The 26,601-nt window shown below is 56.6% G+C and carries 27 protein-coding genes, 2 tRNA genes and 1 rRNA gene; 11 read left to right on the top strand and 19 right to left on the bottom strand.

The genetic code is table 11. The annotated features are described in order from the left end of the window. Positions 1 to 130: 130 nt before the first annotated feature. Positions 131 to 460: a type II toxin-antitoxin system HicB family antitoxin gene (locus tag PHX60_RS14570; RefSeq protein WP_300079196.1), complete on the top strand. Its 330-nt coding sequence runs from the start codon at positions 131 to 133 to the stop codon at positions 458 to 460. Here the strand turns inward: PHX60_RS14570 and sbcB are convergent. Together sbcB and msbA are read right to left on the bottom strand one after the other, a co-directional pair. Beyond that, a complete protein-coding gene (gene sbcB, locus PHX60_RS14565) occupies positions 457 to 1,899 on the bottom strand; it encodes an exodeoxyribonuclease I (protein ID WP_300079193.1) in 1,443 nt (480 codons plus the stop codon). The genes PHX60_RS14570 and sbcB overlap by 4 nt on opposite strands. Positions 1,900 to 1,964: 65 nt before the next feature. After that, positions 1,965 to 3,776, bottom strand: a complete 1,812-nt coding sequence (gene msbA / locus PHX60_RS14560; protein ID WP_300079191.1) for a lipid A export permease/ATP-binding protein MsbA — start codon at positions 3,774 to 3,776, stop codon at positions 1,965 to 1,967. Between the two features lie 104 nt (positions 3,777 to 3,880). On the opposite strand from msbA, the gene tolB reads away from it, so the two are divergent. The 4 genes from tolB to PHX60_RS14540 all read left to right on the top strand — a co-directional run bounded on the left by tolB (position 3,881) and on the right by PHX60_RS14540 (position 7,517). Then, entirely contained in the window at positions 3,881 to 5,200 is a 1,320-nt protein-coding gene (gene tolB / locus PHX60_RS14555) for a Tol-Pal system beta propeller repeat protein TolB (protein WP_300079189.1), read from the top strand. 63 nt (positions 5,201 to 5,263) lie between these two features. Further along, positions 5,264 to 5,815 (top strand): peptidoglycan-associated lipoprotein Pal, encoded by a 552-nt coding sequence (gene pal, locus PHX60_RS14550; RefSeq protein ID WP_300079187.1) that lies wholly within the window; start codon positions 5,264 to 5,266, stop codon positions 5,813 to 5,815. After that, complete coding sequence (gene ybgF / locus PHX60_RS14545) at positions 5,815 to 6,624, top strand: tol-pal system protein YbgF (RefSeq protein ID WP_300079185.1); 810 nt, start codon at positions 5,815 to 5,817, stop codon at positions 6,622 to 6,624. Before pal ends, ybgF begins: the two co-directional genes overlap by 1 nt. Next, positions 6,624 to 7,517 (top strand): tRNA threonylcarbamoyladenosine dehydratase, encoded by an 894-nt coding sequence (locus tag PHX60_RS14540; RefSeq protein WP_300079183.1) that lies wholly within the window; start codon positions 6,624 to 6,626, stop codon positions 7,515 to 7,517. The genes ybgF and PHX60_RS14540 overlap by 1 nt, the downstream gene beginning before the upstream one ends. Here the strand turns inward: PHX60_RS14540 and rpiA are convergent. Beyond that, complete coding sequence (rpiA, locus tag PHX60_RS14535) at positions 7,507 to 8,196, bottom strand: ribose-5-phosphate isomerase RpiA (protein WP_300079180.1); 690 nt, start codon at positions 8,194 to 8,196, stop codon at positions 7,507 to 7,509. The two genes, PHX60_RS14540 and rpiA, sit on opposite strands and share 11 nt — an antisense overlap. 39 nt (positions 8,197 to 8,235) lie before the next feature. Here rpiA and PHX60_RS14530 point away from each other — a divergent pair, with 39 nt between their 5' ends. After that, entirely contained in the window at positions 8,236 to 9,303 is a 1,068-nt protein-coding gene (locus tag PHX60_RS14530; protein WP_300079178.1) for a quinone-dependent dihydroorotate dehydrogenase, read from the top strand. A gap of 71 nt (positions 9,304 to 9,374) precedes the next feature. Here the strand turns inward: PHX60_RS14530 and PHX60_RS14525 are convergent, their stop codons facing one another. The 16 genes from PHX60_RS14525 to uvrB form a co-directional block, all read right to left on the bottom strand. Then, complete coding sequence (locus PHX60_RS14525; RefSeq protein ID WP_300079176.1) at positions 9,375 to 9,680, bottom strand: hypothetical protein; 306 nt, start codon at positions 9,678 to 9,680, stop codon at positions 9,375 to 9,377. A gap of 21 nt (positions 9,681 to 9,701) precedes the next feature. After that, positions 9,702 to 10,103, bottom strand: coding sequence for a phage holin family protein (locus tag PHX60_RS14520; RefSeq protein WP_300079174.1), 402 nt, complete (start codon positions 10,101 to 10,103; stop codon positions 9,702 to 9,704). A gap of 71 nt (positions 10,104 to 10,174) precedes the next feature. Further along, positions 10,175 to 10,486, bottom strand: a complete 312-nt coding sequence (locus tag PHX60_RS14515; protein ID WP_300079172.1) for a DUF883 family protein — start codon at positions 10,484 to 10,486, stop codon at positions 10,175 to 10,177. 188 nt (positions 10,487 to 10,674) lie between these two features. Then, positions 10,675 to 13,398, bottom strand: a complete 2,724-nt coding sequence (locus PHX60_RS14510) for a cation-transporting P-type ATPase (protein WP_300079169.1) — start codon at positions 13,396 to 13,398, stop codon at positions 10,675 to 10,677. A gap of 371 nt (positions 13,399 to 13,769) precedes the next feature. Beyond that, the gene (locus PHX60_RS14505) at positions 13,770 to 14,051 is read right to left on the bottom strand and encodes a hypothetical protein (RefSeq protein ID WP_300079167.1); all 282 of its coding nucleotides are present in this window, start codon (positions 14,049 to 14,051) and stop codon (positions 13,770 to 13,772) included. 172 nt (positions 14,052 to 14,223) lie between these two features. Further along, positions 14,224 to 14,298: transfer RNA gene (locus tag PHX60_RS14500), tRNA-Val, on the bottom strand. 36 nt (positions 14,299 to 14,334) lie between these two features. Continuing rightward, positions 14,335 to 14,409 (bottom strand) — tRNA-Val (locus tag PHX60_RS14495). Between the two features lie 37 nt (positions 14,410 to 14,446). Beyond that, positions 14,447 to 15,160 (bottom strand): DNA polymerase III subunit epsilon, encoded by a 714-nt coding sequence (dnaQ, locus tag PHX60_RS14490; RefSeq protein ID WP_300079164.1) that lies wholly within the window; start codon positions 15,158 to 15,160, stop codon positions 14,447 to 14,449. Between the two features lies 1 nt (position 15,161). Continuing rightward, positions 15,162 to 15,500 carry an ISC system 2Fe-2S type ferredoxin gene (fdx, locus tag PHX60_RS14485; RefSeq protein ID WP_300079162.1) on the bottom strand — a complete coding sequence of 113 codons (339 nt, stop codon included), beginning with the start codon at positions 15,498 to 15,500 and terminating at the stop codon, positions 15,162 to 15,164. Positions 15,501 to 15,520: 20 nt separating this feature from the next. After that, entirely contained in the window at positions 15,521 to 17,398 is a 1,878-nt protein-coding gene (gene hscA, locus PHX60_RS14480) for a Fe-S protein assembly chaperone HscA (RefSeq protein ID WP_300079159.1), read from the bottom strand. A gap of 40 nt (positions 17,399 to 17,438) precedes the next feature. After that, the gene (hscB, locus tag PHX60_RS14475; protein ID WP_300079156.1) at positions 17,439 to 17,957 is read right to left on the bottom strand and encodes a Fe-S protein assembly co-chaperone HscB; all 519 of its coding nucleotides are present in this window, start codon (positions 17,955 to 17,957) and stop codon (positions 17,439 to 17,441) included. A 76-nt stretch (positions 17,958 to 18,033) separates the two neighbouring features. Beyond that, on the bottom strand, positions 18,034 to 18,357 hold the full coding sequence (gene iscA / locus PHX60_RS14470; RefSeq protein WP_300079154.1) for an iron-sulfur cluster assembly protein IscA: 324 nt from the start codon (positions 18,355 to 18,357) through the stop codon (positions 18,034 to 18,036). Between the two features lie 22 nt (positions 18,358 to 18,379). Further along, positions 18,380 to 18,805, bottom strand: a complete 426-nt coding sequence (gene iscU / locus PHX60_RS14465) for a Fe-S cluster assembly scaffold IscU (RefSeq protein WP_300079152.1) — start codon at positions 18,803 to 18,805, stop codon at positions 18,380 to 18,382. A gap of 19 nt (positions 18,806 to 18,824) precedes the next feature. Then, the gene (locus PHX60_RS14460) at positions 18,825 to 20,039 is read right to left on the bottom strand and encodes an IscS subfamily cysteine desulfurase (RefSeq protein WP_300079150.1); all 1,215 of its coding nucleotides are present in this window, start codon (positions 20,037 to 20,039) and stop codon (positions 18,825 to 18,827) included. Between the two features lie 101 nt (positions 20,040 to 20,140). Continuing rightward, positions 20,141 to 20,677: a Fe-S cluster assembly transcriptional regulator IscR gene (gene iscR / locus PHX60_RS14455; protein WP_300079148.1), complete on the bottom strand. Its 537-nt coding sequence runs from the start codon at positions 20,675 to 20,677 to the stop codon at positions 20,141 to 20,143. A 224-nt stretch (positions 20,678 to 20,901) separates the two neighbouring features. Next, positions 20,902 to 22,965, bottom strand: a complete 2,064-nt coding sequence (gene uvrB, locus PHX60_RS14450) for an excinuclease ABC subunit UvrB (protein ID WP_300079145.1) — start codon at positions 22,963 to 22,965, stop codon at positions 20,902 to 20,904. Positions 22,966 to 23,156: 191 nt separating this feature from the next. Here uvrB and PHX60_RS14445 point away from each other — a divergent pair, with 191 nt between their 5' ends. The 5 genes from PHX60_RS14445 to PHX60_RS14425 form a co-directional block, all read left to right on the top strand. Next, the gene (locus PHX60_RS14445) at positions 23,157 to 23,498 is read left to right on the top strand and encodes a hypothetical protein (protein ID WP_300079143.1); all 342 of its coding nucleotides are present in this window, start codon (positions 23,157 to 23,159) and stop codon (positions 23,496 to 23,498) included. Between the two features lie 138 nt (positions 23,499 to 23,636). Continuing rightward, positions 23,637 to 24,044, top strand: a complete 408-nt coding sequence (locus tag PHX60_RS14440) for a hypothetical protein (RefSeq protein ID WP_300079141.1) — start codon at positions 23,637 to 23,639, stop codon at positions 24,042 to 24,044. Next, positions 24,041 to 24,439, top strand: a complete 399-nt coding sequence (locus tag PHX60_RS14435) for a hypothetical protein (RefSeq protein WP_300079139.1) — start codon at positions 24,041 to 24,043, stop codon at positions 24,437 to 24,439. Before PHX60_RS14440 ends, PHX60_RS14435 begins: the two co-directional genes overlap by 4 nt. A gap of 29 nt (positions 24,440 to 24,468) precedes the next feature. Beyond that, positions 24,469 to 25,698 carry a spore maturation protein gene (locus PHX60_RS14430; RefSeq protein WP_300079137.1) on the top strand — a complete coding sequence of 410 codons (1,230 nt, stop codon included), beginning with the start codon at positions 24,469 to 24,471 and terminating at the stop codon, positions 25,696 to 25,698. A 516-nt stretch (positions 25,699 to 26,214) separates the two neighbouring features. Further along, a 16S ribosomal RNA gene (locus PHX60_RS14425) occupies positions 26,215 to 26,601 on the top strand; the annotation flags it as partial.

Below are 26,601 nucleotides of genomic sequence, written 5' to 3'. Positions count from 1 at the left end.
CAGCCTGTGGAGAGGAAGGCACTGGCTTGGGTCGTAAGACCCGAGTGAAACCAGCCTCTGTGAAGCAGGAAGCAATCGGTAGATTTAATCAGAAATGATTAGATTTGCGTAGGTATTGCAGAACGGTTATATGGCCCGAGTGGAGTTCGATGCACAAGACAAAATTCTCATCGGTAGGCTGGCTGGCATCAGCGATATTGTGTCGTTTCACGGCGAATCGGTGGCCGAACTTGAAGCCGCGTTTCATGAGGCCGTGGATGATTACGTCACCGCGTGTGAAAAACTTGGACAGACCCCCAACAAACCTGCCAGCGGCAAACTGATGCTGCGCGTACCACCAGCGGTGCATAGCGCCGCCCTCACGGCGGCCCACGCGGCGGGCACCAGCTTAAACCAATGGGCCACGCGCGTACTCAGTGAAGCTGCGGGCATCAGTGGCCGCCAGCAGCACCCGGCTTAAAGCGTTTGCCCTAGCATATCGGCCCAGTCGTACAGCGCGCCTAAAATTTCTTCGGCGCGTTCGTCGGCAGTTTCAGAAAGCTGGTCAATCTCTTGCTGCAACTGCTCTAGCGTGCGTGCGCCGCCTTGGCCGTCAATCAGGCAGGCGCTGCGGTGCGCTTGCCAGCGCTCTTGCTCCATATCGTCGAGCGATTCGTAAAAATTGCGCGCCCGGTAGCGGAACAAAATTTCATCCAAGCGCGGGTCGTCAAACTGCCCACGCACACGCGCCAAGGTGTCGCTATCGGCGCGGCGCAGGTCGTTGAGGCGGTAGCGGTCGTGGTTGCCGACAAAACCGGCGTACAGGTCTTGTTCGACATCGGGGGTAGGCTCGGGTGGGCGGGTATAGACGGCAGACCAAATAGCGCTCATATCGGGCAAATCGCGCGCGATGGCGGCGTGCTGCAAGCATTGCTCCATCTCGATGCCCCAACGCTGCGCCATTTCGGGGCGCAAAGTACGCAGGTTGCCCACCACCATCGGCGATTTATTCAAATGGATGGTTTTAATGGGCAACCGGGTTGTGCCTTCGGGTAAATCGGCACTGCGGCTAAACAGGCGCAGGCGTAGGCTTTCTACGTCGATGCTTGCCAGTTCGCTAGGGTCCTGGGCCAAATCCCACACGATGATTTCATTTTTGTTGGTCGGGTGGTGGGCCAGTGGCCAGACCACAGCCAAGCAACCGCGCTGCGCCGGGTACATGCCCGAGACATGCAAAAAAGGCCGAGCCGTTTGCGCCGTGACGGGCAGGTGTAGCTCTGCGGCCACGCCATCCTTTTTGTGCAGGGCGAAACAAAAATCAAACAAGCGCGGGTTGTGTTGGCGCACCAGTCGGGCCAAGGCGATGGTGGCGCGCACGTCGGATAGGGCATCGTGTGCCTGTTCATGCGCTAGGCCATTGGCGCGGCTCAGGTCTTCTAATTTGAAGCTGGCGTTGCCATCTTCTTTGGTTGGCCAAACGATGCCTTCGGGGCGCAGGGCATAGGCTATGCGGACCACGTCCATCAAATCCCAGCGGCCACACTGGTTTTGCCATTCGCGCGCGTAGGGGTCTATCAGGTTGCGCCAAAACAAAAAGCGCGTAAATTCATCGTCAAAACGGATGGTGTTGTAGCCTACGCCAATCGTGCCGGGGCGGGCCAATTCGGCCTCGATGCGGGCGGCAAATTCGCGCTCGGGCACGCCCAATTGTCCGGCTTGTTGCGGCGTGATGCCGGTAATCAGGCAGGATTGGGGGTCGGGCAGGTAATCGTTGCTGGGCTTGCAGTAGAGCATCAGCGGTGCCTCGATTTCATTCAATTCGGCATCGGTGCGAATGGCGGCAAACTGCGCGGGCCGGTCGCGCCGGGGGTCGGCGCCAAAGGTTTCGTAATCGTGCCAAAGAAAGGTGTGTTGGGGCATAAGGTGGAACCTTCAGAGCTAGAAAAGAAGATAGCAATACATGGGAACGGTCATTGTCAATGCAGTCAGGGTGCTGCACCTTCCCCCACCGCACGGCTTTGTAAGCGTGCATACAGCCCACCGTTGGCCAGCAGTTGGGTATGGGTGCCTTGCTCTACCATACGCCCGCGTTCCATCACCACCACCCGGTCGGCGTGTTCAATGGTAGAAAGCCGGTGGGCAATCACCAGAGTGGTGCGCCCTTGCATCAGGCGTTGCAGGGCTTCTTGTACCAAGCGTTCCGATTCGGTATCGAGTGCCGAGGTGGCTTCGTCCAAAATCAAAATGGGTGCATCTTTGTACAAAGCACGCGCAATCGCCAGTCGCTGGCGCTGGCCGCCCGAAAGCTGGGTGGCATTGTGCCCCACCACGGTATGGATGCCTTGCGGCAGTGCCGCCACATGCGCCCACAGGTTGGCCGCTTCCAAACAGGTTTGCACGCGCGCTTCGTCTAGCGTGGCACCCAAGGCCACATTCACGGCGATGCTATCGTTGAGCATCACCACATCTTGGCTCACCAGCGCAAATTGTGCGCGCAAGGCTGGCAGTTGCCATGCGGGCAGCGGCTGGCCATCGAGCAAAATTTGCCCGCTGCTAGGCTCTAAAAAGCGCGGTAGCAAATGCACCAACGTCGTTTTACCCGCCCCCGATGGCCCGACCAAGGCCACCACCTCGCCGGGCTGGATGAGCAAATTCATATGGTCTAAGGCTGGGGCTGCGGTCTCGTTGCCAAAGCGCACGCTCACGTCGCGCAGTTCTAAGCGCCCTTGGGCGCGGGCTGGGGCATAGCTGCCGCCGCTTTCTGCGGGCGCTTCGCCCAACAGCATCATGCCGCGCTCCAAAGCGGCCAGCCCTCGGGTGATGGGGCTACTGACATCGGCCAAGCGGCGCAGAGGTGTAATCAGCATCAGCATGGCGGTAATGAATGAGATAAAACCGCCCACGGTTAAATCGTTTTGCGCTGCGCCCAGCGTGCGGCTTTGCCATAGCGCGGTGCAAATCACCGTGGACAAAGCGGCGGCGGCCATCATTTGCGTCAGTGGGGTCATGGCCGAGGAGGAGATGGTCGATTTAATTGCCAATTGGCGCAGTTCGCGCCCCAAGGCGGCAAAACGCTGCGCTTGGCTGGCTTGGGCACCGTGCAAGCGCACCATGCGATGCGCCAACACGTTTTCTTCCACCACATAGGCCAAGGCATCGGTGGCTTGTTGGCTGCTTTTGGTCAGGCGATACAGGCGGCGCGACAGGGTTTTCATTACCCAAGCCACACCGGGGGCTACCACGGCCACAATCAGCGTTAATTGCCAGTTCAGATAGAGCAAATAGCCCAGCAGCGCCAGCAGGGTAAAGCCATCGCGCGAGATACCCAAGGCGGCTTGCACCAGCAAGGTCGAGCCGGTTTGCACCTCATACACAATGGTGTTGGCCAAGCTGCTGGCCGATTGCCGGGCAAACAGGCCCATTTCGGCAGCTAACAGGCGCTCAAACAGGGTGCGCCGCAGGGCCAACATGCCCTCGTTGGCGATGCGTGCCAGCGCGTATTGGGCGGCAAACAGCGCTAAACCGCGCACCAAAAACAGCCCCATAATGGCTACTGGCACCGTCCAGAGCGCCAAAGTGCCTTGGGTAAACCCTTGGTCTAGCAGGGGTTTGAGCAGCGCCGCCAACAGCGGCTCGGTCAGGGCACCGACCAAGGTGCCCACCATCGCCAGCGTCCAAGCCAAGCGTTGGCCACCAAAATAAACCGCCAAGCGCTTCAGGCGCTGGCTTAGGCTGTCTGGGGGGCTGGCAGAAGGGGTGGCCGGGCTGGGCGGGGTAGAAGATTCGGGGGTTTGCATGTGGCGCGAATTCTACGTTTGCCGCCCCAGCTTGCACATCCTGTGGGCCGGGCTTGGTAACATCGCCACTTCTGTTCGGCCATTGCCCGACACTTTGTCTGTTTATGACCCACTACCCGATGTTTTCTCCCTCTTCTGCGGCGGCCTTGCCGCGCCTGTCCCGTCGCCATGCCCTGACGGCGGCTTTGGCTTCTTCGGCCCTACCGGCGCTGGCCCAGTTTCGGGTCGAAGTCGCTGGCGTGGGCCTGACCCAATTGCCCGTCGCCATTGCCCCTTTCCGGGGCGAAGCCCAAGCACCGCAAAAAATCGCCGCCATTGTGCAAGCCGATTTGGAGCGCAGCGGCCAGTTTCGCAACATCGACACCAGCGGAGCCATGCTCGATGAGACCGTGCGCCCCGATTTAAGCCAGTGGCGGCAAAAATCCGCCGACGCGCTGGCCGCTGGCAGTGTGACGCGCTTGGCCGATGGCCGCTTTGAAGTGCGCTTTCGCCTCTGGGATGTGGTGCGTAACCAAGACTTGGGCGGCCAAAGTTATGCCGTGGTCACTGCTGATTTGCGCTTGGCCGCGCACCGGGTGGCCGATTTTATTTATGAAAAACTGACCGGCCAGCCGGGTATTTTTTCTACCCGCTTGGCCTATGTGACCAAGGCGGGCGCGCGTTACAGCCTGTGGGTGGCCGATGCCGATGGCGAAAACTCCCAAGCCGCCCTGTCTAGCCCCGAGCCTATCATCTCGCCAGCGTGGTCGCCCTCGGGGATGCAACTGGCCTATGTGTCGTTTGAATCGCGCAAGCCGGTAGTCTATGTGCATGATATTGCCACTGGTCGCCGCCGCCTGATTGCCAATTTTCGAGGCTCTAACAGCGCGCCCGCGTGGTCACCCGATGGCCGCACGCTGGCCGTTACCCTTAGCCGCGATGGCAACTCGCAGCTCTACACCATTGATGCCAACGGTGGCGAAGCACGCCGCCTGATGCAAAGTGCCGGTATTGATACCGAGCCGGTGTATTCATCCGATGGCCGTAGCATTTATTTTGTCAGTGACCGGGGTGGCGCACCGCAAATTTACCGCGTTGGGGCCTCTGGCGGCAGCGCTGAGCGCATCACCTTTACGGGCAATTACAACATCTCGCCCAGCATCAGCCCAGATGGCCGTTGGCTGGCCTATATCTCGCGCGTGGGCGGTGCCTTTAAGCTGCATGTGATGGAATTGGCCAGCGGCACCGTGACGGCCATTACCGACACCAGCGCTGACGAAAATCCCAGTTTTGCACCCAATAGTCGCCTGATTGTGTATGCCACCCAGCAGCAAGGGCGCGAAGCCCTCATGACCACCACCTTGGATGGAAAAATCAAGGCCCGTTTGGCCGGTCAGGGTGGCGATATTCGTGAGCCTGACTGGGGTCCCTTTCAGAAGCAATAATTTTTGATAGTTTTTGACGGTTTTGTTATTTTTCAGTTCATTGTTCAAATTGCAGGAGTTTTTATGTTCAAGCGTTTTTCTTTGGCCGTAGCCGCTGCCGTGCTGGTAGCTGGTTGCAGCTCGGGCGTAGATTTGCAAAATCCAGCCGCAAGCGATGGCACCAGCACGGCCATCCCAACGCAGCAGTTGGGCCTCAATGGGGGTGCCCAATCGGGCAGCGCGGGCCTTAGCGGCGTGGCCGGGGTCGATTTGTCGCAATCGACTGCCAACAAGGACGGTCCCGCGAACGTGAGCCGTTTGGTCTATTTTGATTACGATAGCTACGCCATCAAGCCCGAGTTCCAAACCCTGATTGATGCCCACGCCAGCTTTATCAAAGCCGGCCAGGGCCGCACTGTGATGATTGAAGGCCACACCGACGAGCGCGGTGGCCGTGAATACAACCTCGCGTTGGGCCAAAAACGTGCCGAGGCAGTGCGCCGCTCTTTGGGCTTGTTGGGCGTGCCGGATACGCAAATGGAAGCCGTCAGTTTTGGCAAAGAAAAACCTGCCGCCACTGGCAACAGTGAAGACGTACACGCGCAAAATCGCCGCGCTGAACTGTCTTACCGCTGATGGCCCGCCCTAGCACTTTATTGCGCCGCTGGTCGGCGGCCTCGCTGGCGGCTCCTTGGCTGCTGGCGCTGTCGGCCACTGTGCTGCCCAGCGCCCACGCGGCCCTGTTTGAGGACGACGAGGCCCGGCGCGCCATTTTGGAGCTGCGCCAGCGCGTCGATACCTTGCAGCAGACCACCCAGCGCACCAGCGAAGACATCCGCCGCACTGGCGACGATGGCTCCCAAGCGCGCCGTAGCCTGTTAGAGTTGCAAAACCAAATCGACACCCTGCGCAGCGAGATGGCCAAACTGCGTGGCCAAAACGAACAATTGCAACGCGAGGTAGCCGAACTGCAACGCCAGCAGCGCGATATTGCCGTAGGCGTGGATGAGCGCCTGCGCCAGTTCGAGCCGATTAAAGTCACGCTAGACGGCCAAGAGTTCATGGCCGACCCGGCAGAAAGAACCGCCTTTGAGGCCGCACTGGCGCAGTTTCGCGCGGGCAAATTCCCCGAGGCGCAAACCGCCTTTACCGAGTTTCTCAAGCACAACGCACGCAGTGGCTATGCTGCTTCGGCACGCTTTTGGCTCGGCAATGCCCAATACGCCACGCGCAACTACAAAGAAGCCATCACCACCTTTAAAACGCTGTTGACGGCAGCCCCTAAGCACGCCCGCGCCCCCGAAGCTGCTTTGTCGATGGCCAACTGCCAGCTGGAGCTGAAAGAAGTGCGCGGCGCACGCAAAACGCTAGAAGACTTGTTGGCCGCCTATCCCAAGTCTGAAGCCGCCAGCGCGGCCAAAGAGCGCCTAGCGCAGATGAAGTGATGCAAACCACTTTGGATGTTTCAATCCACACCCCTAGCGGGGCGACTTTGGAAGAGGTTACCCCTCTCCCAAACGAATTCTATCCCCCTGAAGGGGGAGGTTTCAAACCGGAGCTAGTTTCTGATAAAGACACCGATGAACGCCAAGCGCTGCTGCAACGCCGCTTTGGTGGCCTAGAGCGGCTCTATGGCCGCGCTGGTGCCGCCCAAATACGTGCCGCCCATGTGGCGGTGGTGGGGATTGGCGGGGTTGGCTCTTGGGCGGCGGAAGCGCTGGCGCGCAGCGGGGTGGGGCAGCTCACGCTGATTGATTTAGACCATATTGCCGAATCCAACTTGAACCGGCAAATCCACGCGCTCGATAGCACCATCGGCCAAGCCAAGGTGCAAGCCATGCGCGAGCGCATCGCCCATATCCACCCGGATTGCATGGTGAACTGCATCGAGGATTTTGTCGAACCTGCCAACTGGCCCGGCATTCTGCCGCCCGGTGTCGATGCGGTGATCGATGCCTGTGACCAAATCCATGCCAAAACGGCCATGGCCGCTTGGGCGCGGCAACAGCGGCGCTTATTCATCAGCGTGGGGGCAGCGGGTGGCAAACGCCACGCCCATAAGGTGGATATAGACGACTTGGCCCACACCACGCATGACCCCCTGTTGGCCCAGTTGCGCTACCGCCTGCGTAAGCAGTACGGCGCGCCGCGCGAGGGCAAAAAAATCGGCGTGGCCTGCGTGTTCAGCCGCGAGGCCGTAGCCCCGCCCGATGCTTCCTGCGCACTCGAAGGCGGCGACGGCAGCCTCAATTGCCACGGTTATGGCTCGGTGGTGGCCGTGACGGCCACCTTTGGCCAGTGCGCTGCTGGTTGGGTGCTAGAGCAGCTTAGTAAGTGATGGTCTCTACGCCTTGGGCTGTACCCAACAGGCAGACCGAGGCTTTTTGGTGGGCAAAAATGCCCACCGTCACCACCCCTGGCCATTGGTTGATGGCCGACTCCCAGCCCAGCGGGTCGGTAATCTGCAAGCCACGCACATCCAAAATATGCTGACCGTTGTCGGTGATGAGTGCTTGGCCGTCTTTCAAGCGCAGTGTCGCTTGGCCGCCCAGCGTGGCAAAGCGGCGCGCAATCTGTTGCGCGGCCATCGGAATCACCTCGACCGGCAGCGGAAATTGCCCCAACACTGGCACCAGCTTAGAAGCATCGGCAATGCAAACAAAACGCTGTGCCAAGGCCGCGACGATTTTTTCGCGCGTGAGTGCCGCGCCACCGCCCTTGACCATGTAGCCGTGGTGGTCAATCTCATCGGCACCATCCACATAGACCGACAACTGTTCTACCTCGTTGGCATCCAGCACTGGAATACCCAAGGCACGTAGCCGTTCTGTGCTGGCAACCGAGCTGGACACGGCAGCGCGCACTTGGTCTTTGATAGTGGCCAAGGCATCAATAAACTTGTTCACGGTAGAGCCAGTGCCTACGCCCACAATATCGCCGGGGGTGATATAGCGCAGTGCGGCTTGGCCGACCAGGGCCTTGAGTTCGTCTTGGGTGGGGGAAGGTGCAGTCGTCATGGGAGAAAATCCAGGGATTAACCCCTTATTATCCCCCCCATGTCCCTGATTCCCTACGCCCTTACCCGCCCGTTTCTGTTTGGCATGGATGCCGAAGCGGCCCACGATTTAACGATGGACACCCTCAGCCGTGGCCAAGGCACGCCCTTGCAATGGGCTTGGTGCCATGAAACCGTCAACGACCCGATTGAGCTGGCGGGCCTGACTTTTCCCAATCGCGTCGGCATGGCCGCTGGTTTGGACAAAAACGCCCGCTGTATCGACGCGCTGGGCGCAATGGGCTTTGGCTTCGTTGAGGTGGGTACCGTCACGCCCAAACCCCAGCCGGGCAACCCCAAACCGCGCATGTTCCGCCTGCCCAAGGCCAAAGCGCTGATTAACCGTTTGGGTTTTAACAACGACGGCTTAGAAGCTTTCATCCGCAATGTGCAGCAAGCCAAGTTTCGCCAACAAAAACGCCGTTACCCGATGCTGTTGGGCCTGAACATTGGTAAAAATGCCAGCACGCCGATTGAGGATGCTACCCGCGATTACCTGACTTGCTTGGAGGGTGTCTATCCCCATGCCGACTATGTCACGGTGAACATCAGCTCGCCCAATACGCAAAACCTGCGTAGCCTGCAAAGCGATGAGGCGCTGGATGCCTTATTGGGGGCAATTGCCCAGCGGCGTGAGACTTTGGCCCGCCAACCCGGCCCCAGTGGTAAAGCGCGGCGTGTGCCGATTTTCGTCAAAATCGCCCCTGATTTAGACGCATCACAGGTATCGGTGATTGCCGCCACCCTGCAACGCCACGGCATGGATGGCGTGATTGCCACCAACACCACCATCAGCCGCGAGGCCGTGCAAGGCTTGCCCCATGCCCAAGAAACCGGCGGCCTAAGTGGGGCACCGGTGTTAGAGGCCAGTAACCAGGTGATTAGCCAACTGCGCGCGGCCTTGGGTAAAAATTTCCCGATTATTGGAGTGGGCGGCATCATGAGCGCCCAAGATGCGGTGAGCAAAATTCGCGCTGGGGCCGATGTGGTGCAAATCTATACCGGTCTGATTTATGCTGGCCCCGGCCTGCCTAGCAGCGCGGCCAAGGCTATCAAGGCCATGCGTTAAAAATAAAGCACATCTGAAAAAAATCAGGGGGCCGTGGCCCCCTTTGCTTCGCAGTGTTGATTGAACCGCGTTTAAGCGCGTGGGCGCAACAACAAGGGCAGCAGAACCCCAGCCCACTGCGCCAATCGCTTTGGGCCAGCTGCCCAAGCCACTCCAACACCTGCCAGCACGGCCAATGGATGTCGGCGTGCAAACCAAGCAAGCCGCCCGAGCAAGGCGGAAGACAGCAAGGCCGCAGGATTGCTCGCACTGCCCATGCTGCGGCGCGGGAAATGTGACTGTTGGGCTTGCCACACCAGCAAACGCTGGCGCTGTGCCTGCATACGGTCGAGCAGGCGTTGTTGTTCTGGGGTGGGTAGGTGGACGGAAGGGGGCATTGCTGGTTCTATACGGCCAAGTTAAGGTTGGTTTTTATGCACAAACACTTGCCAGTCTTTGTGCAGTTCTTGGCGCGTCAGGGCAAAAGCATGGTCGGTGCGCCGCACAGCGGACAACAAGACCAGCACGCTGGCAATCCAAACCACCGTCCAGCCACCGGCCAGCAGCCAAGCCACCAAAGTTCGCTGTGGACTGTCCCAAAACTGCACCAGCAGTGCCAAAGACAGCAGCAGCAAGGCCACCACCGTGATGGCCGTGACCACCAAACCACACACCACTACGCGGCGCAGATGGTGCTTGTGTTCCACCCATTCGAGCTGGGCCAGTGCCAAGCGGTCTTCAGCTGCGATGGCACCTTCGGCCAGCAGCACACGCCAGCGGGCTAACCAAGCATCTAGGCCGAGTAAAGCAATCCAATCCATCTCAGCGCAAGCTTTTGGAGGAAAAACTTGCGCTGGGCAAGGGGTACAAGCTTTGCAAAGCCAAGCAGGGCTTAACGGCGCGAGAGCAAAAAGCCCACCACGGCACCGACCGTCAAGGCAGCACCGGCCACACGCCAAGGTTCATCGTGGGCGTAGCGGTCGGCGGCGCGGGCGGCATCTTTGGCTTGGCGTGCGGCTTCTTGGGCGGCGTGGACGGCGGCATCGCGCACATTGTGCATACCATCGTCTAGGCGTTGGCGCAGGGCTTTGATTTCGGGCACGTTGTCCAAGTCTTTGCTAGAAATCATGCTACGCAGGTCTGTGACCAGACGTTCCAGTTCGGCTTGGGTGCTAGAGATGGTTTCAGAAACGGGATGCGTCATGTGAGCCTTTCGGGAGGGGGTAAAACAGGGTTGCCGCCTTGCAAAACGCCAAAGCAGGCAATACACAGTGCCATCTTAACCAAGTGGGGGCAAAGCCAGCATATCCAAGAGGCCATGAAAGGGTTTTTTGCTAGAAAAAACCCAGCAAAAACCCACAAAAAGGCTGAAGGCGGCTGGAAGGGCGCATCTTAGGAGGCTTTTAGTGGGCTGGCCGCATGGCGGTGCCGCGTCCAGGCTTTTTCGGCTTCAATCAGCAAAAATACCACCATGCCAATGCCCAGTGCCAAGAGCCAATGGTGCAGCGCTAACGCTGTGGTGCCAAACCAGAGGTTCATGAAAGGCAAATAAACAAAACCCAGTTGCAGCAGTACCAACAAGCCCACGGCTATCAGGGCGGCGCGGTTGGTCAATAACAAATCCATACGCAGGCTCGATTCGGTCAGGAAGCGGGCATTGAACAGGTAGAAGGTTTGTGCAATCACCAAAGTGGTCACGGCCATCGTGCGTGCTACATCCTCGGGCACACCTTGCGCTAGTTCAAACTCAAAGATAGCAATCGTGGCGGCACCAATCAACAAAGACACCATCAGCAAGCGCAACAACATGGCGCGGTCCATGATAGAGCCACCGGGTTTGCGTGGGGGCCGCTGCATCACACCCGGTTCAGCCGGTTCAAAGCCCAAGGCCAAGGCCAGCGTCACGGCCACCACCATATTTACCCACAAAATTTGCACCGGCGTGAGGGGTAAGGTCAGGCCAAAAACCACAGCGGCCAGCATGACTAAGCCTTGCGCGCCATTGGTGGGCAGGCTAAACAGAATGGCTTTTTTCAGGTTGTCGTAAATGGTGCGGCCTTCTTCGATGGCGCGTTCAATCGAGCTGAAGTTATCGTCGGCCAAGACCACATCGGCGGCTTCTTTGGTGGCTTCAGTGCCTTTGATGCCCATCGCCACGCCCACATCGGCGCGTTTCAGGGCTGGCGCATCGTTGACTCCATCGCCCGTCATGGCCACCACTTCGCCGCGTGCTTGCAGGGCTTTTACCAGACGCAGTTTATGTTCGGGGCTGGTGCGGGCAAAAATGTCGCAGTCTTGGGCGATTTGTTGCAATTCTTCGTCCGAGGCGGCTTCAATTTCGGCCCCAGAGATGACCTTGAGCGTGCCACCCTTGCCCAAGCCCATTTCTAGGCCGATGGCACGCGCTGTGCCCGCGTGGTCGCCGGTAATCATTTTGACGCGAATACCTGCGCCGTGGCACGATTGGATGGCCGCAATCGCTTCTGGGCGTGGGGGGTCAATAATGCCCATCAGGCCCAAGAAGATCATGTCTTCTTCCAGGTCGCCTAACGATAGCGCGTTTTTTTGGTCGTGGGTTTCGCGGGCAGCTGCCGCCAAGACACGCAAACCTTGGGCGCTGAGCGCGTCTATGCGTTCTTCCCAGAAGCGGCGATTCAGCGGCGCGGTTTGACCGTCTGCGCCAAGCTCGTGCATACAGCGGTCAAGCAGGCGGTCGGGTGCGCCCTTGAGCAAAATAGCGCGCCCGCCAGCAGGTCTGGAATTGAGCGTGGCCATAAACTTGTTGGCCGACTCAAACGGGATGCTGTCATGGCGCTCATGTGCGCTGGCATCAAAATTCATTTTGAGTGCCAGGGTACGCAATGCGCCTTCGGTAGGCTCGCCAGTGACGCGCCATTGACCGTCTTTTTCTGCCACCTCGGTATCGTTGGCCACAGCGGCCACCTCTAGCACCGCGCGCAGGTGCGCGTCTTGCGCCAGCTGGACGGGTATGCCCTTGAGGGTCACCTGGCCTTGGGGGCGGTAGCCGGTGCCTTCGACTGCGTAATCGCCACTGCGGGTGACAATGTGGCGCACGGTCATTTCGTTTTGCGTCAGGGTACCGGTTTTATCGGAGCAGACCACCGTGACGGAGCCTAAAGTTTCGATGGCCGTCAGTTTGCGCGTGATGGCATTGCGCTGCGCCATGCGTTGCACCCCCAGCGCCAGCGTGATGGTCAGGATGGCGGGCAGCCCCTCTGGAATGGCTGCCACGGCAAAACTAATGGCCGCGAGGATTAACTGTGCCAGCGGAAAGTCGTGCAGTGTTAGGCCAATCACCAGCATTAAGATGGCCAAAGCAACAATCACCAGCGACAAAATTTTGCCAAACTCGGCCATCTCGCGCGTTAATGGCGTTTGCAGCGTTTGCACCTCGGCAATCATGCGATTGATGCGGCCCAACTCGGTGTGGGGGCCGGTGGAGGTAACCACCCCCACGCCGCGCCCAGCAGCTACCATCGTGCCAGAAAAAGCCATGCCAAAACGGTCGCCCACACCCGCACCCGCTTCGACAGGGTCGGCGTTTTTGTCTGCGGGCACCGATTCCCCCGTGAGGGCCGATTCTTCGATGCGTAAATTGATGGTTTCGATTAAACGCAAGTCGGCGGGTACGCGGTCACCCGAACGCAGGCGCACTACATCGCCCGGTACCAAGCTATCGGCTTGTATTTCTACCCATTGTCCGTTGCGCCGTGCTTGCGCGTTTTGCGACAGCATTTTGCGGATGCCTTCTAAGGCATCTTCGGCCTTGCCTTCTTGAATGAAGCCAATGATGGCATTGATGATGACCACGCCCAAAATCACGCCGGTGTCTATCCAATGGCCCAACAGTGCTGTGATACCAGCGGCGGCAATCAGGATGTAAATCAGGATGTCATGAAAATGCTTGAAAAAGCGTTTTAGTAATCCGTCTTTGGCGGGTGTGGGCAAGCGGTTGGGGCCTACTTGGACTAAACGGCGCTGGGCTTCGTCTAAGGACAGGCCCTCGGGGTCAGAATGCAGCTGGCGCAGCACCTCATCGGCGGGCAGGGCGTGGGGGGTGTCGATGAGAAGCGAGTCGGGTTTTGCCAAGGTCATGGTGGTGTTCATTCGAGAAAGACGCAGCTTTTATCAATGCCCTGCACAAAATCGTTGGCCAGCAGCATAAGCAGGTGCAGTGCTGCATCCTGCCTTTGGTGGGTTTGGGCGTTCAGTTTGCGCCTTGGTTTTCTTTGTGGTACCGGATAGCGCCTTCCGGTACAGTTTACGCTGCCACGCTACAGATTAGAAACGGTGTGCTATACCTGCTTGTTTCATGATTTCATTGGCCATAGTCCGCGCTGGCATGTTTTTCGAGACCATCTGATGGCGTATGCCGTTACTCCATATTTCGTGTGAGCCTTTGCCTGGACGCAAAAAACTGTAGCCGTGCAGTGTAAGCTGGGCTACCACCAAACTGTAGTAGCCATTCATGCAGTATGTGGTAAGGCATCATCACGGATACGCAGCTCGGTGAAGGCTTTTGCCCTAGGGCTGTGGAGGATCAGGCTCAGCAGTTCGCCCGCAGCGGCCACGGCTTCCGTGTGTAGTTCGTTCAAGTCTTGGCCAGCCACTATCAAGCCGTCAAGGTCAGGGCTGTCCGCCCAATAAGATTGGGATTCGGCATCAAAATGCACCTGCACACGCACTAAAAGTGGCACACCACAGCGTGCCACTATCTTCCATCCGGGCCAGCCTACTTTGTAATTCATTGAGTGAGTTGCTCCACTATTTTTTGGACAGTTTCATCGCCGGGGCACAGCCTGTGCAAACCGGGCAAGCTCTTTTGTACGACAAAAACAGATAGCCCTGTGCATTTTCGGCACAAACCGGCCAAAAAAAAGGACTTAACCCACTGGGCAAGTCCTTGATGCTTTAAGAAATTGGTGGGTGATACATGGATCGAACATGTGACCCCTGCCGTGTGAAGGCAGTGCTCTACCGCTGAGCTAATCACCCAAAGGCACTGAACAAGCAGTCAGTGCCGAAAAAATGTGGTGGGTGATACATGGATCGAACATGTGACCCCTGCCGTGTGAAGGCAGTACTCTACCGCTGAGCTAATCACCCCTGTCTTAATGACAAGACCAAGATTATGGCACAGTTTTTAGCTGTTTTGCTGCGCGCGCCATACCGTTTTACCGCCACTGGCCTTGTCGATTTGCCCCAACACGGCCTCATGGGCGTTCAGTTCGGCCTCAGAAGCCAACAAAATGGGCAGGGCCACACCGCGCAGATCGAAGGCGCTGTGCTGTGTGCTGCCAGCGCTGGGGGCATCTTCCTCTACCACCAGCAGGGCATCTTGGCCGCGTGTCAGGTTGATATATACATCGGCCAGCAGCTCGGCATCCAGCAACGCGCCGTGCAGGGTGCGCCCAGAGTTGTCCACCTCCAAGCGGTCGCACAGCGCATCCAAAGAGTTACGCTTGCCGGGGTACATCTCTTTGGCCATCACCAGCGTGTCGGTAATCTCGCCGACAAATTTTTTCAGCGGTGGGCGGCCTGTCAGTTCTAGCTCTTTGTTGAGAAAACCCAAGTCAAACGGCGCGTTGTGGATGATCAAGTCCGCCCCGTGCAGGTAGTCGAGCAGTTCTTGGGCGATGGTTTCAAACTTGGGCTTGTCTTGCAAAAACTCGTTGCTGATGCCGTGGACGCGCAAGGCATCCGGGTGGCTATCGCGCCCTGGGTTCAGGTAAAAGTGTTTGTTGTTGCCAGTGAGCTTGCGCGCCACCAGCTCGACACAGCCGATTTCAATGATGCGGTCGCCATTGTCTGCCGATAGGCCGGTGGTTTCGGTGTCGAGAATAATCTGGCGCAGCATGTCAGTGGTTTTCTCGGGCGTGGTTGATGGTGTATTTGGGGATTTCTAGCGTCAAATCTTGCGCCCCCACAATGGCTTGGCAGCTCAGGCGCGATTGGGGTTCTAGTCCCCATGCGCGGTCTAGCAGGTCTTCTTCTTCTTCTTCGGCCGCATTCAAGGATTGGTAACCTTCGCGCACAATCACATGGCAGGTGGTGCAGGCGCAGCTCATATCGCAAGCGTGTTCAATCGCAATGTGGTTTTCTAACAGGGCTTCGCAAATCGAAGTGCCCGCAGGAGCGCTGATTTCGGTGCCTTGGGGGCAGTAGTCGGCGTGGGGCAAAATTTTAATAATCGGCATGGTGTGTTGGGGGCAAGAGATTAGAGGCTTTGGACGTTTTTGCCAGCCAGCGCTTGGCGGATGCCTTGGTTCATGCGCTGGGCGGCAAAGCTTTCGGTGCCTTTGGCCAAGGCTTGGGTAGCGGCCTCGATGGCGGCGGCATCATCGCTGTCTTTTTGTTGGCGCAGGGCAGCCATTAACTGGTCAATACGGGTGCGCTCGTCGTTGTGCAGCAAATGGCTGTCGATGTCTAAGGCGCTTTGGGTGGCCAGCAACATCCGGTCGGCATCCACACGCGCTTCTACCAAGGCACGCGCTTGGATGTCTTGGGCAGCGGTGGCAAAGCCGTCTTGCAGCATTTTGGCGATTTGCTCATCGCTTAGGCCATACGAGGGTTTTACGTCGATATGCGCCTCGACACCGCTGATTTGTTCTTTGGCACTGACGGACAACAGACCATCGGCATCCACGGTAAACGTAACGCGGATACGTGCCGCCCCGGCGGACATCGGTGGGATGCCGCGCAGCTCAAAGCGGGCCAAACTGCGGCAGTCTTGCACCAAATCGCGCTCACCTTGCACTACATGCAGCGCCAGCGCAGTTTGGCCATCTTTGTAGGTGGTGAAGTCTTGCGCCTTGGCTGTGGGAATGGTTTCGTTGCGTGCAACGATGCGTTCCACCAATCCGCCCATCGTCTCGATGCCCAAGGACAGCGGAATCACATCCAGCAGCAACAAATCACCCGCTGTGTTGTTACCGGCCAATTGGTTGGCTTGGATGGCCGCGCCCAAGGCCACCACTTCATCCGGATTCAGGTTGGTCAGCGGCGTGCGGCCAAAGAATGCCCCCACGGCCTGCTGAATCTGCGGCATCCGTGTTGAGCCACCCACCATGACTACGCCTTGCACTTCGTCTGCTGCCAGTTGGGCATCGCGCAGGGCGCGGCGCACAGCGGCCAAAGAGCGCGCCGTCAGGTGCGCTGTGGCGGCTTCAAAGTCGCTACGCTGTACGGGATGGGCGATAGTTTGTCCGGCCAGTGTGGCGCTGAACAGGGCGCTATCGTCGGCGGTCAGGGCTTCTTTGCAGGCACGGGCCGCCAAACGGGCAGCGGTTTTATCGCTGGGTGTTTCTACCGAGATGCCTAGCTGTGCCAGCACCCCATCGGCCAGCGCGGCATCGTAATCATCACCGCCCAGGGCGGAATCGCCACCCGTGGCAATCACTTCAAACACGCCTTGCGTTAGACGCAGGATGGAAATATCAAACGTGCCGCCACCCAAGTCATAGACGGCATAAATGCCCTCGCTGGCGTTGTCCAAGCCATAGGCAATCGCGGCGGCGGTGGGTTCGTTAATCAGGCGCAGCAGGTGGATACCGGCCAATTGCGCCGCGTCTTTGGTGGCTTGGCGCTGGGCATCGTCAAAATAGGCCGGAACGGTAATCACGGCCCCGTACAGGTCATCGTTGAAGGTGTCTTCGGCGCGGTAGCGTAGCGTAGCCAGAATGTCAGCGCTGATTTCTACTGGCGACTTGACACCCCCAGCGGTAGCCAGATGCACCATGCCGCTGGCGCTGGCTGTGTTGCCTTCGGCATTCACCAGTGTATAGGGCAGTTTGTCGGGCTGCTGAATATCGGCCAGCCCGCGCCCCATCAGGCGCTTGACCGAGGCAATGGTGTTGCTGGCATCTTCGGCTTGGGCGTTGGCAGCGGCATACCCAATTTGGCGCTTGCCGTCGGCCAAATAGCGCACGATAGAGGGCAACAGCACCCGGCCTTCGGTATCGGGTAGGCATTCGGCCACGCCATTGCGTACAGCAGCTACCAGCGAGTGGGTCGTGCCCAAGTCAATGCCTACGGCAATGCGCCGCTGGTGGGGGTTGGGGGATTGGCCGGGTTCGGAAATCTGCAGCAGCGCCATGAATTTTTCTTTTATGGAATAGAAAATAGGAAGTGAGGCCCTATTGTCCCAGTTGCTCTTGGCGCTGTGCTACGTCTTGGACAAAACGCGCAATGAACATGAGGGCTCTGACCTGCTGGGCGGCAGCGGCAAAATCTTGCTGGCTGTCTATCAGGGTGGCACAGCGCTCTAGCCCGGCTTTTTGTGCTTGGCGCACCTCGCGCTCTAGTGCGTCGATGTCGGGCAGGGTTTGGGCTTCTTCTAAAGCCTCGCGCCATTCCATTTGCTGCATCAGAAAGGCCGCTGGCATGGCGGTGTTGTCTTCGGCGCGTATCGGTACGCCATGCAGTTCGCACAGGTAGGCAGCACGGCGTTGCGGGTCTTTGAGGCGCTGGTAGGCTTCGTTGATGCGTACCGACCACTGCATGGCCACGCGCTGGGCGGCAGCGCCTTGGGCGGCAAAGCGGTCGGGGTGGGCTTCGCGTTGCAGTTCTTTCCAGCGGCTGTCGATGGCGCTGCGCTCTTGGGCAAAGCGTTGGGGCAAGCCAAACAGTTCAAAATCGGTGGATTGGAGGTTCATTGCAAAAAATCCATAAAAAAACCGCCAGCACGCGGCGCGGTGGCGGTTTGGTAGCGCAGAGCCTACACAAAAAACATCAGACGCGGAAACTCTCTCCGCAGCCGCAGCGGTCGCGTTCATTCGGATTGTTAAAGCGAAAGCCCTCGTTCAAGCCTTCGCGCACAAAATCCAACTCGGTGCCATCAATGTAGGCCAAACTTTTGGGGTCAATAATCACTTTGACCCCGTGGTTTTCAAACACCAAGTCTTCGGGGGCCATTTCATCGACATATTCGAGCTTGTAGGCCAGACCTGAGCAGCCGCTGGTTTTTACCCCTAGCCGCACGCCCAGCCCTTGCCCTCGGCGGCTCAGGTAACGGGAGACATGCCGCGCAGCGGCTTCGGTCAACGTAATCGCCATGATGGAAGTCTCGCAAAATCTCTCAAGCTGCCGTAGCGCTGCCATCGCCAGTGTTGCCACTGTGGCCACCGTGACGCGCTTTGTAGTCGTTCACTGCGGCCTTGATGGCATCTTCGGCCAAAATAGAGCAGTGGATTTTGACTGGTGGCAGTGCCAGCTCTTCGGCGATTTGGCTGTTCTTCAGGGCAGCGGCCTCGTCCAGCGTTTTGCCCTTCACCCATTCGGTCACCAACGAGCTAGAAGCAATCGCCGAGCCGCAGCCATAGGTTTTGAAGCGCGCATCTTCAATCACCCCAGTGTCGGGGTTGACCTTGATTTGCAATTTCATTACATCACCACACGCGGGCGCACCCACCATGCCGGTGCCCACGGTGTCATCGCCTTTGTCAAAGGAGCCGACGTTGCGGGGATTTTCGTAGTGGTCAACCACTTTGTCAGAGTAAGCCATGATTGTGTTTCCTTCGGTGTCAGTGGGCCGCCCATTGGATGGTGCTGAGGTCAATGCCGTCTTGGTACATTTCCCACAGCGGACTGAGTTCGCGCAGACGTGCTACGTTGTCGCGAATGGTGGCAATGGCGTAGTCGATGTCGGCTTCGGTGGTAAAGCGGCCAATCGTCATACGCAAGCTGCTATGAGCCAATTCATCGCTGCGGCCCAAGGCGCGCAATACATAGCTAGGCTCTAAGCTGGCCGAGGTGCAGGCCGAGCCAGACGACACCGCCAAGCCTTTAATGCCCATGATGAGTGATTCACCTTCGACATAATTGAAGCTCATGTTCAGGTTGTGCGGCACGCGGCGCTCCAAGTCACCGTTGAGAAAGACTTGTTCGATGTCTTGCAAGCCTTGGAGCAGGCGCTGCTGCAAGGCTTGCGCCTTAGCCACATCTTGAGCCATTTCTTCTTTGGCAATGCGGAAAGCCTCGCCCATGCCTACGCATTGGTGGGTGGGTAGCGTGCCCGAACGCATACCGCGCTCATGGCCGCCACCGTGCATTTGTGCTTCTAAACGGATACGCGGCTTGCGGCGCACATACAGTGCCCCAATCCCTTTGGGGCCATAGGTTTTGTGCGAGGCCAAGCTCATCAAATCGACCGGCAGGGTTTGCAGGTTAATCTCCACTTTACCGGTGGCTTGTGCCGCATCGACGTGAAAAATGATGCCCTTTTCGCGGCACAGCGCCCCGATAGCTGGAATGTCCTGTACCACACCAATCTCGTTGTTCACGAACATCACACTGATGAGGATGGTATCCGGGCGGATGGCGGCTTTCAGGGCTTCAAAATCCAGCAGGCCATTGGCTTGCACGTCCAGATACGTGACTTCAAAGCCTTGGCGCTCTAACTCGCGCATTACGTCCAATACGGCCTTGTGTTCCGTTTTGACCGTAATCAGGTGCTTGCCCTTGCCTTTGTAGAACTGGGCCGCGCCTTTAATCGCCAGATTGTTGGACTCGGTAGCGCCGCTGGTCCAGACGATTTCGCGCGGGTCGGCATGGATGAGTTCGGCCACCTGTTCGCGTGCTTTTTCGACGGCGGCTTCGGCCTCCCAGCCCCAAGCATGGCTGCGCGAAGCGGGGTTGCCAAAATGTTCGCGCAACCAAGGAATCATGGCATCTACCACACGCGGGTCACACGGCGTGGTGGCACCGTAGTCCATATAAATTGGGAAATGCGGGGTCATAGTGCTGGCTTACTCAATGAAGGGTTTTGGCGGGCGAGAGACAGTTGGCGGGCAGAGCAAAGCTGACCTATGCAGGTCAGCAGACTAACCCGGCGTAAAAATCAGGACTTGGCGAAGGCGTTGCCCAGCGCAAACACCGAGTTGGGCGCGTTGATGCGAATCGGCTTGACCACGGGCGTGGTAGAGATGGCGCGGCGCACAGCAGGTTTGTCTTCGACCTGCACGCCTTTGGCGACTTGGTCATCGACCAACTTTTGCAACGTCACGGCATCCAAAAACTCCACCATGCGTTGGTTGAGCGATGACCACAAATCGTGCGTCATACAGCGGCCCGACTCGCCCAAGCAGTTCTCTTTGCCGCTGCATTGGGTGGAGTCAATCGGCTCATCGACCGAGACGATGATGTCGGCCACGGTAATGTCAGAGGCTTTGCGCGCCAGGGTATAGCCGCCGCCGGGACCACGGGTGGACTCGACCAACTCGTGGCGGCGCAGTTTGCCAAACAATTGCTCTAAGTACGACAAGGAGATGCGCTGGCGCTGGCTGATGGCGGCCAAAGTGACAGGGCCATTGTTTTGACGCAGAGCCAGATCAATCATGGCGGTGACCGCAAAACGGCCTTTGGTAGTAAGACGCATGGCAAGCTCCTTTTTAGCTGGTGGGTTCATGAAATGGCACTCGTGACGGATCGCGCACTGGGGTGCCAAGTTTCATCCCCATCGCCTTGCAATGGTTGCAAGGCGCTTTCATCGGGGTAGTTGTTGAGTGTTTCACCCCAGTATAGCACAATTCCCATTAAATTTGTCGGATAAGTAAGTTGGTGGTCATTAACGAGGCGTAGGGACAACACTTTAGGCTGCTATCAGGGCGTTGGTGCTTCACCAGGGCCACCAAATGCTTGATTCTTGAGCTGGGTCAATTGGTCACGCACCCGTGCTGCCTGCTCAAACTCCAAATTCTTGGCGTGGCCCAGCATCAGGCGCTCTAAACGCTTGATTTCTTGGGCCACTTCTTTCGGTGACATGGACTCCACTTTCGCGCGTTCTAAGGCCGCCTGTGCTAGTTTTTCCGCCTCTTTACCGGATTTTTCGCTATAGACCCCGTCAATCAGGTCTTTCACCTGCTTGACAATGCTGCGCGGCGTAATTCCGTGTATTGAATTGTGTTGGAGTTGTTTTTCGCGCCGGCGTTCCGTTTCGTCGATGGCTTTTTTCATCGAGGCGGTGATGCGGTCGGCATACAAGATGGCACGGCCTTCTAAATTGCGTGCAGCCCGGCCTATGGTTTGGATCAGGCTGCGCTCGGAGCGCAAAAAGCCTTCCTTGTCGGCATCCAAAATAGCTACCAAAGACACTTCTGGAATGTCCAAGCCCTCACGCAGCAGGTTGATACCCACCAGCACATCAAACATGCCCAAACGCAGGTCACGGATGATTTCCACCCGCTCCACGGTGTCAATATCGCTGTGCAAGTAGCGCACTTGCACGCCGTTGTCGCTCAGGTAGTCGGTCAGTTGCTCGGCCATGCGCTTGGTCAGGGTGGTGATGAGTACGCGCTCTTGGCGCTGCACGCGCAGACGGATTTCTTGCAATACATCATCCACTTGGCTGCTGGCTGGGCGTACCTCGACCGCTGGATCGACCAAGCCGGTGGGGCGCACCAATTGCTCTACCACTTTGCTGGCATGGGTTTTTTCATATTCTGCGGGCGTGGCGGAGACAAAAATCACCTGGCGCATCCGCTGCTCAAATTCTTCTAGCTTGAGTGGGCGGTTGTCCAAAGCACTGGGCAGGCGAAAACCGTATTCGACCAGCGTGGTTTTGCGTGAACGGTCACCGTTGTACATCGCACCCAACTGTCCCATCATTTGGTGACTTTCATCCAGAAACATCAGCGCGTCTTTGGGCAGATAATCGGTCAGGGTGCTGGGTGGTTCGCCTGCTGACGTGCCCGACAGGTGGCGCGAGTAATTTTCAATCCCTTTACAGTGCCCGACTTCGGTCAGCATTTCCAAATCAAAGCGGGTGCGCTGCTCTAAGCGTTGTGCCTCGACCAGTTTGCCGTCCGCCACCAGCTGCTGCAAACGCTCGGCCAACTCGGTTTTGATGGCTTCTATCGCCTGCAAGACTTGATCGCGGGGCGTGACGTAATGGCTGCCTGGATAAACCGTAAAGCGTGGAATGCTTTGGCGCACCCGCCCAGTGAGGGGGTCGAACAATTGCAGACTTTCGATTTCGTCATCGAACAGCTCGATACGCAGGGCCAGCTCAGAATGTTCGGCGGGGAAGATGTCAATCGTGTCACCCCGCACCCGGAAATTGCCACGGGCAAACTCCATATCGTTGCGCTGGTACTGCATCCGCACCAATTGGGCGATGGCATCGCGCTGGCCTAGCGTATCCCCCACACGCAGCGTCATTACCATGCGGTGATAGCTTTCCGGGTGGCCAATACCGTAGATGGCCGACACCGTGGCCACAATCACCACATCGCGCCGTTCCAATAAGCTTTTGGTGCAAGACAGGCGCATCTGCTCGATATGCTCGTTGATGGCGCTGTCTTTCTCAATAAATAAATCTCGCTGGGGCACATAGGCTTCGGGTTGGTAGTAGTCATAATAGCTGACAAAATATTCCACGGCATTCTTGGGGAAGAACTCACGGAACTCGCTGTACAACTGTGCGGCCAGCGTTTTATTGGGTGCAAAAACGATAGCCGGTCGCCCAAGGCGGGCAATCACATTCGCCATCGTGAAGGTCTTGCCGGAGCCAGTGACACCCAACAAGGTTTGGAACACTTCGCCGTCTTGCACCCCTTCTACCAGTTGGGTGATGGCGCTGGGTTGGTCGCCAGCGGGGAGATAAGGCTGAAACAGAGCAAATGGCGAGTCAGGGAAAGTGAGCAAGGGCGCAGCAGGAGCGTGCATAAAAATCCTATATAAAGCGATAGCACATCCATGATGGGAGTGGGTCGTCTGGATGCAGACGACTCTATTGAATTTTGGAATCTATCTATGGCTTTGGCATAAAAAAGCGTGTATTCTGTGCAGCACAGAGGCAGTGCGGGTTATTAAATGTCTTGCTGTAACCATAGTTCGATTTTTTGAAGGAGGAAACAATGAAAATCTATCCAACGCTTATGCTGGCGGCGCTGATGTTGTCCGGCTGTGCTGCAACACCAGCACCGGTGCAAGGCTATCGCCCTGCCAACCACAACGGCCCACCTTGGGAAATCAGTGGTTCGTACAATGAATTTTCTGGAAAAATAATTATTCTCATTAATGGTGAAAAAATCACTGAAGGTAGCATGTCTATCATGACCGGAAGAGGAGATTTTAGCGGTCATTACAATGAAAAGCCAATTTCTGTGAGTTGCTCCACCACTTCAGGTTTTCTTACAGCAAAAACCCAGTGTATGGTATTTGTTGGCAATGAAAGAGCGGCAACACTGCAATTTTAAGTGCTGAAGTTTTATGGCATGATACCAACGACGCTTGTTGTTGGTATTGTTTTTTGTCGTTGTGGCGGCCATAACGTGGGCTATGTAATAACGCTTTGCAATTGCTAAAATTTATGTGTTATTTCTGAGAAATAAAAAATGCTGCGCTTCCTCATTTTTTTAGAATTGCTCTGTCTCCTAGGTCCTGCAATAGCTCTTTTATTTTATGCTTGGTGGTTTGCTTTTCCCGTTTTGATTGCAAGCTTTTGGGGTCATCGTTTCATCACTACAGATGAATTTTTACTCTTGGTCATGGTGTTCGGTGGAAGTTGGGGCATGGTTTCGTTAAGCAACCTGTCTTTTCACTTGTTGCATAAACAACCTTGGGCTGGTACGAAAGTTCAATGGTTTGGTTTGGTGTTGGGTGTGCTGGCCAGTGCAGTGGCTTGTTTTGTTTCCTATGGAAGTTGGATCATGGTGATATTTTTATTGCCTATGGTTGCATTGGTTCATCTTTTGGTTTTGCAAATAAAAAGAACAAGTGTCATTAATTTTCATCTGTCATGAAAAGTATTTTTCTGTTTTTTGTAATTTCTCTTTTTATTTTTTTGATTCCTATCATTTTGATAGGGTTGGTGGTTCGTTTCACTTCTTTTAAAATAAAATGCTATCCCCGTGGTTATTATTTGAGCTATTTTATTTGGATGCTTGCAGTCTTATGGGTGCTTGCAGCTATTTTTCATATGGGTCAGCAGATTTTCTCGGGCCTTGTATTTTTTCAGCCCAGAAGTTTCCATGTGGCATGGAGTTTTTCCTTTGAAGAGCAGCCTTATTTGTTTGTGCTGATGGCCGTGTTTTACCTGTTTCTGTCTTTTGTTGCGATTATTTCTTTGATTAAAATGCAAAAAATGCTCGAAAAACACTTTCGCACATTGCAAGTCGATCAGAGTGGGCCACAATAGCCACCCGTACCCAACTTGGAGATCACCCCATGCTCAACACCCTGTGGCTGGGCTTTTTTGTCACCGCCGCTGTGGCCGCTTTGGCGCAATGGTTGTTTGCTGGCAATGCACAAATTTTTGCCACCCTGGTCGAAGCATTGTTTGGCATGGCCAAGCTTTCGGTCGAAGTCATGGTGCTACTGTTTGGCACCCTGACCCTGTGGCTTGGATTTCTGCGTATTGCAGAAAAAGCTGGGTTGGTGGATGCGGTGGCACGGTGGCTATCCCCTTTGTTTGCCCGTCTGATGCCGCAAGTGCCTCGTGGACACCCTGCGCTGGGCCTCATGACCTTGAACTTTGCTGCCAATGCCTTAGGCTTAGATAACGCTGCCACACCGATGGGTTTGAAGGCCATGCGTGCCTTGCAAGAACTCAATCCGCAGCCCGATACCGCGACCAACGCGCAAATTCTGTTTTTGGTCCTCAACGCTTCCTCGCTCACCCTGTTGCCGGTAAGCATCTTCATGTACCGAATGCAGCAGGGTGCGCCCGATCCCACACTGGTCTTTTTACCCATTCTATTAGCCACCTCGGCCTCCACTTTGGTCGGATTGCTAACGGTCGCTGCGGTGCAACGGCTGCCCTTGTTCAGTCCGGTAGTGTTGGCTTATCTGTTGCCGGTAGCTTTGGCTTTAGCCGCTTTCATGGCCTTTCTAACCACCCTCAGCGGTGCAGCATTGGCACAGTTGTCGTCCTTGTTGGGCAATTTGACACTTTTTGTCCTTATTCTTATATTTGTCTGCCTAGGCGCTTGGCGTAAAGTGCCTGTGTACGAGGCTTTTGTCGAAGGAGCCAAAGAAGGCTTTGAGGTAGCCAAGGGCTTGCTGCCCTACTTGGTCGCCATGTTGTGTGCGGTCGGTGTCTTCCGAGCTTCAGGGGCGCTGGGTTATGTATTAGATTTTATTCGCTGGTGTGTTGACCTGCTCGGCCTAGACACCCGCTTCGTTGAAGCCTTGCCCACCGCCTTGGTCAAACCCTTCTCGGGCAGTGCGGCCCGCGCCATGCTGATCGAAACCATGCAAACCCAAGGGGTCGATAGCTTTGCCGCCCTGGCAGCAGCCACCATCCAAGGCAGCACCGAGACCACCTTCTACGTCTTGGCCGTCTATTTCGGTGCCGTCGGCATCCAACGGGCGCGCCACGCAGTGGCTTGCGCGTTGTTGGCCGAGCTGGCGGGCGTGGTAGCCGCTATCGCAGTCTGTTACCAATTTTTCGCTTAAATCTACCCCACGGACACCAAAGCGCCAAAAACCCCTGCTACAATCACGCCCTTGCTGCCAACCAAGCCCTTCTGTCACAAGAAAAGCAACTGGCAGCAAGTGGGTTTTGGTTTGATGCAGGTTTCCAGTGTTGGCAAAGTTTTTTCAAAGACTCTTGCAAGCAGTGCAAAAACCAGTGTACAATTCAAGGCTTCGCTGCTCAGCACCGCTTCTTGTAAGTAGTTCTTAGCGGCCGTAGTTTTCAAAGTGCCACGGTGTTAATAACCACACACTTTGACAGAGTTTAAAAAACTCTGCTACAATTCAAGGCTTCGCTCATCGCAGCAAGTTGATTCAGGTTCCGCCTGACTCTAGGTTCCTTAAAAATATACAGCCGATAAGCGTGGGTGTTTGAATAAGCGATTGCCAAGTTCTTTTAGAACTGTGCTTTTGCACAACAAGCACTCATGAAGAAGTGAAGTTCACTTCAATTTCTAAATGAGTAAAACTCGAAAGAGTATAAGTTTAAACAAGATCGAACTGTAGAGTTTGATCCTGGCTCAGATTGAACGCTGGCGGCATGCCTTACACATGCAAGTCGAACGGTAACAGGTCTTCGGATGCTGACGAGTGGCGAACGGGTGAGTAATACATCGGAACGTGCCCAATCGTGGGGGATAACACATCGAAAGATGTGCTAATACCGCATAAGATCTACGGATGAAAGCGGGGGATCGCAAGACCTCGCGCGAATGGAGCGGCCGATGGCAGATTAGGTAGTTGGTAGGGTAAAAGCCTACCAAGCCGACGATCTGTAGCTGGTCTGAGAGGACGACCAGCCACACTGGGACTGAGACACGGCCCAGACTCCTACGGGAGGCAGCAGTGGGGAATTTTGGACAATGGGCGCAAGCCTGATCCAGC

The organism is Giesbergeria sp. (assembly GCF_028686475.1).
Classification (GTDB): Bacteria; Pseudomonadota; Gammaproteobacteria; order Burkholderiales; family Burkholderiaceae_C; genus Simplicispira.
Note: the sequence above shows the minus strand (reverse complement) of the source record. Positions and strands in the feature narration are given on the sequence as shown.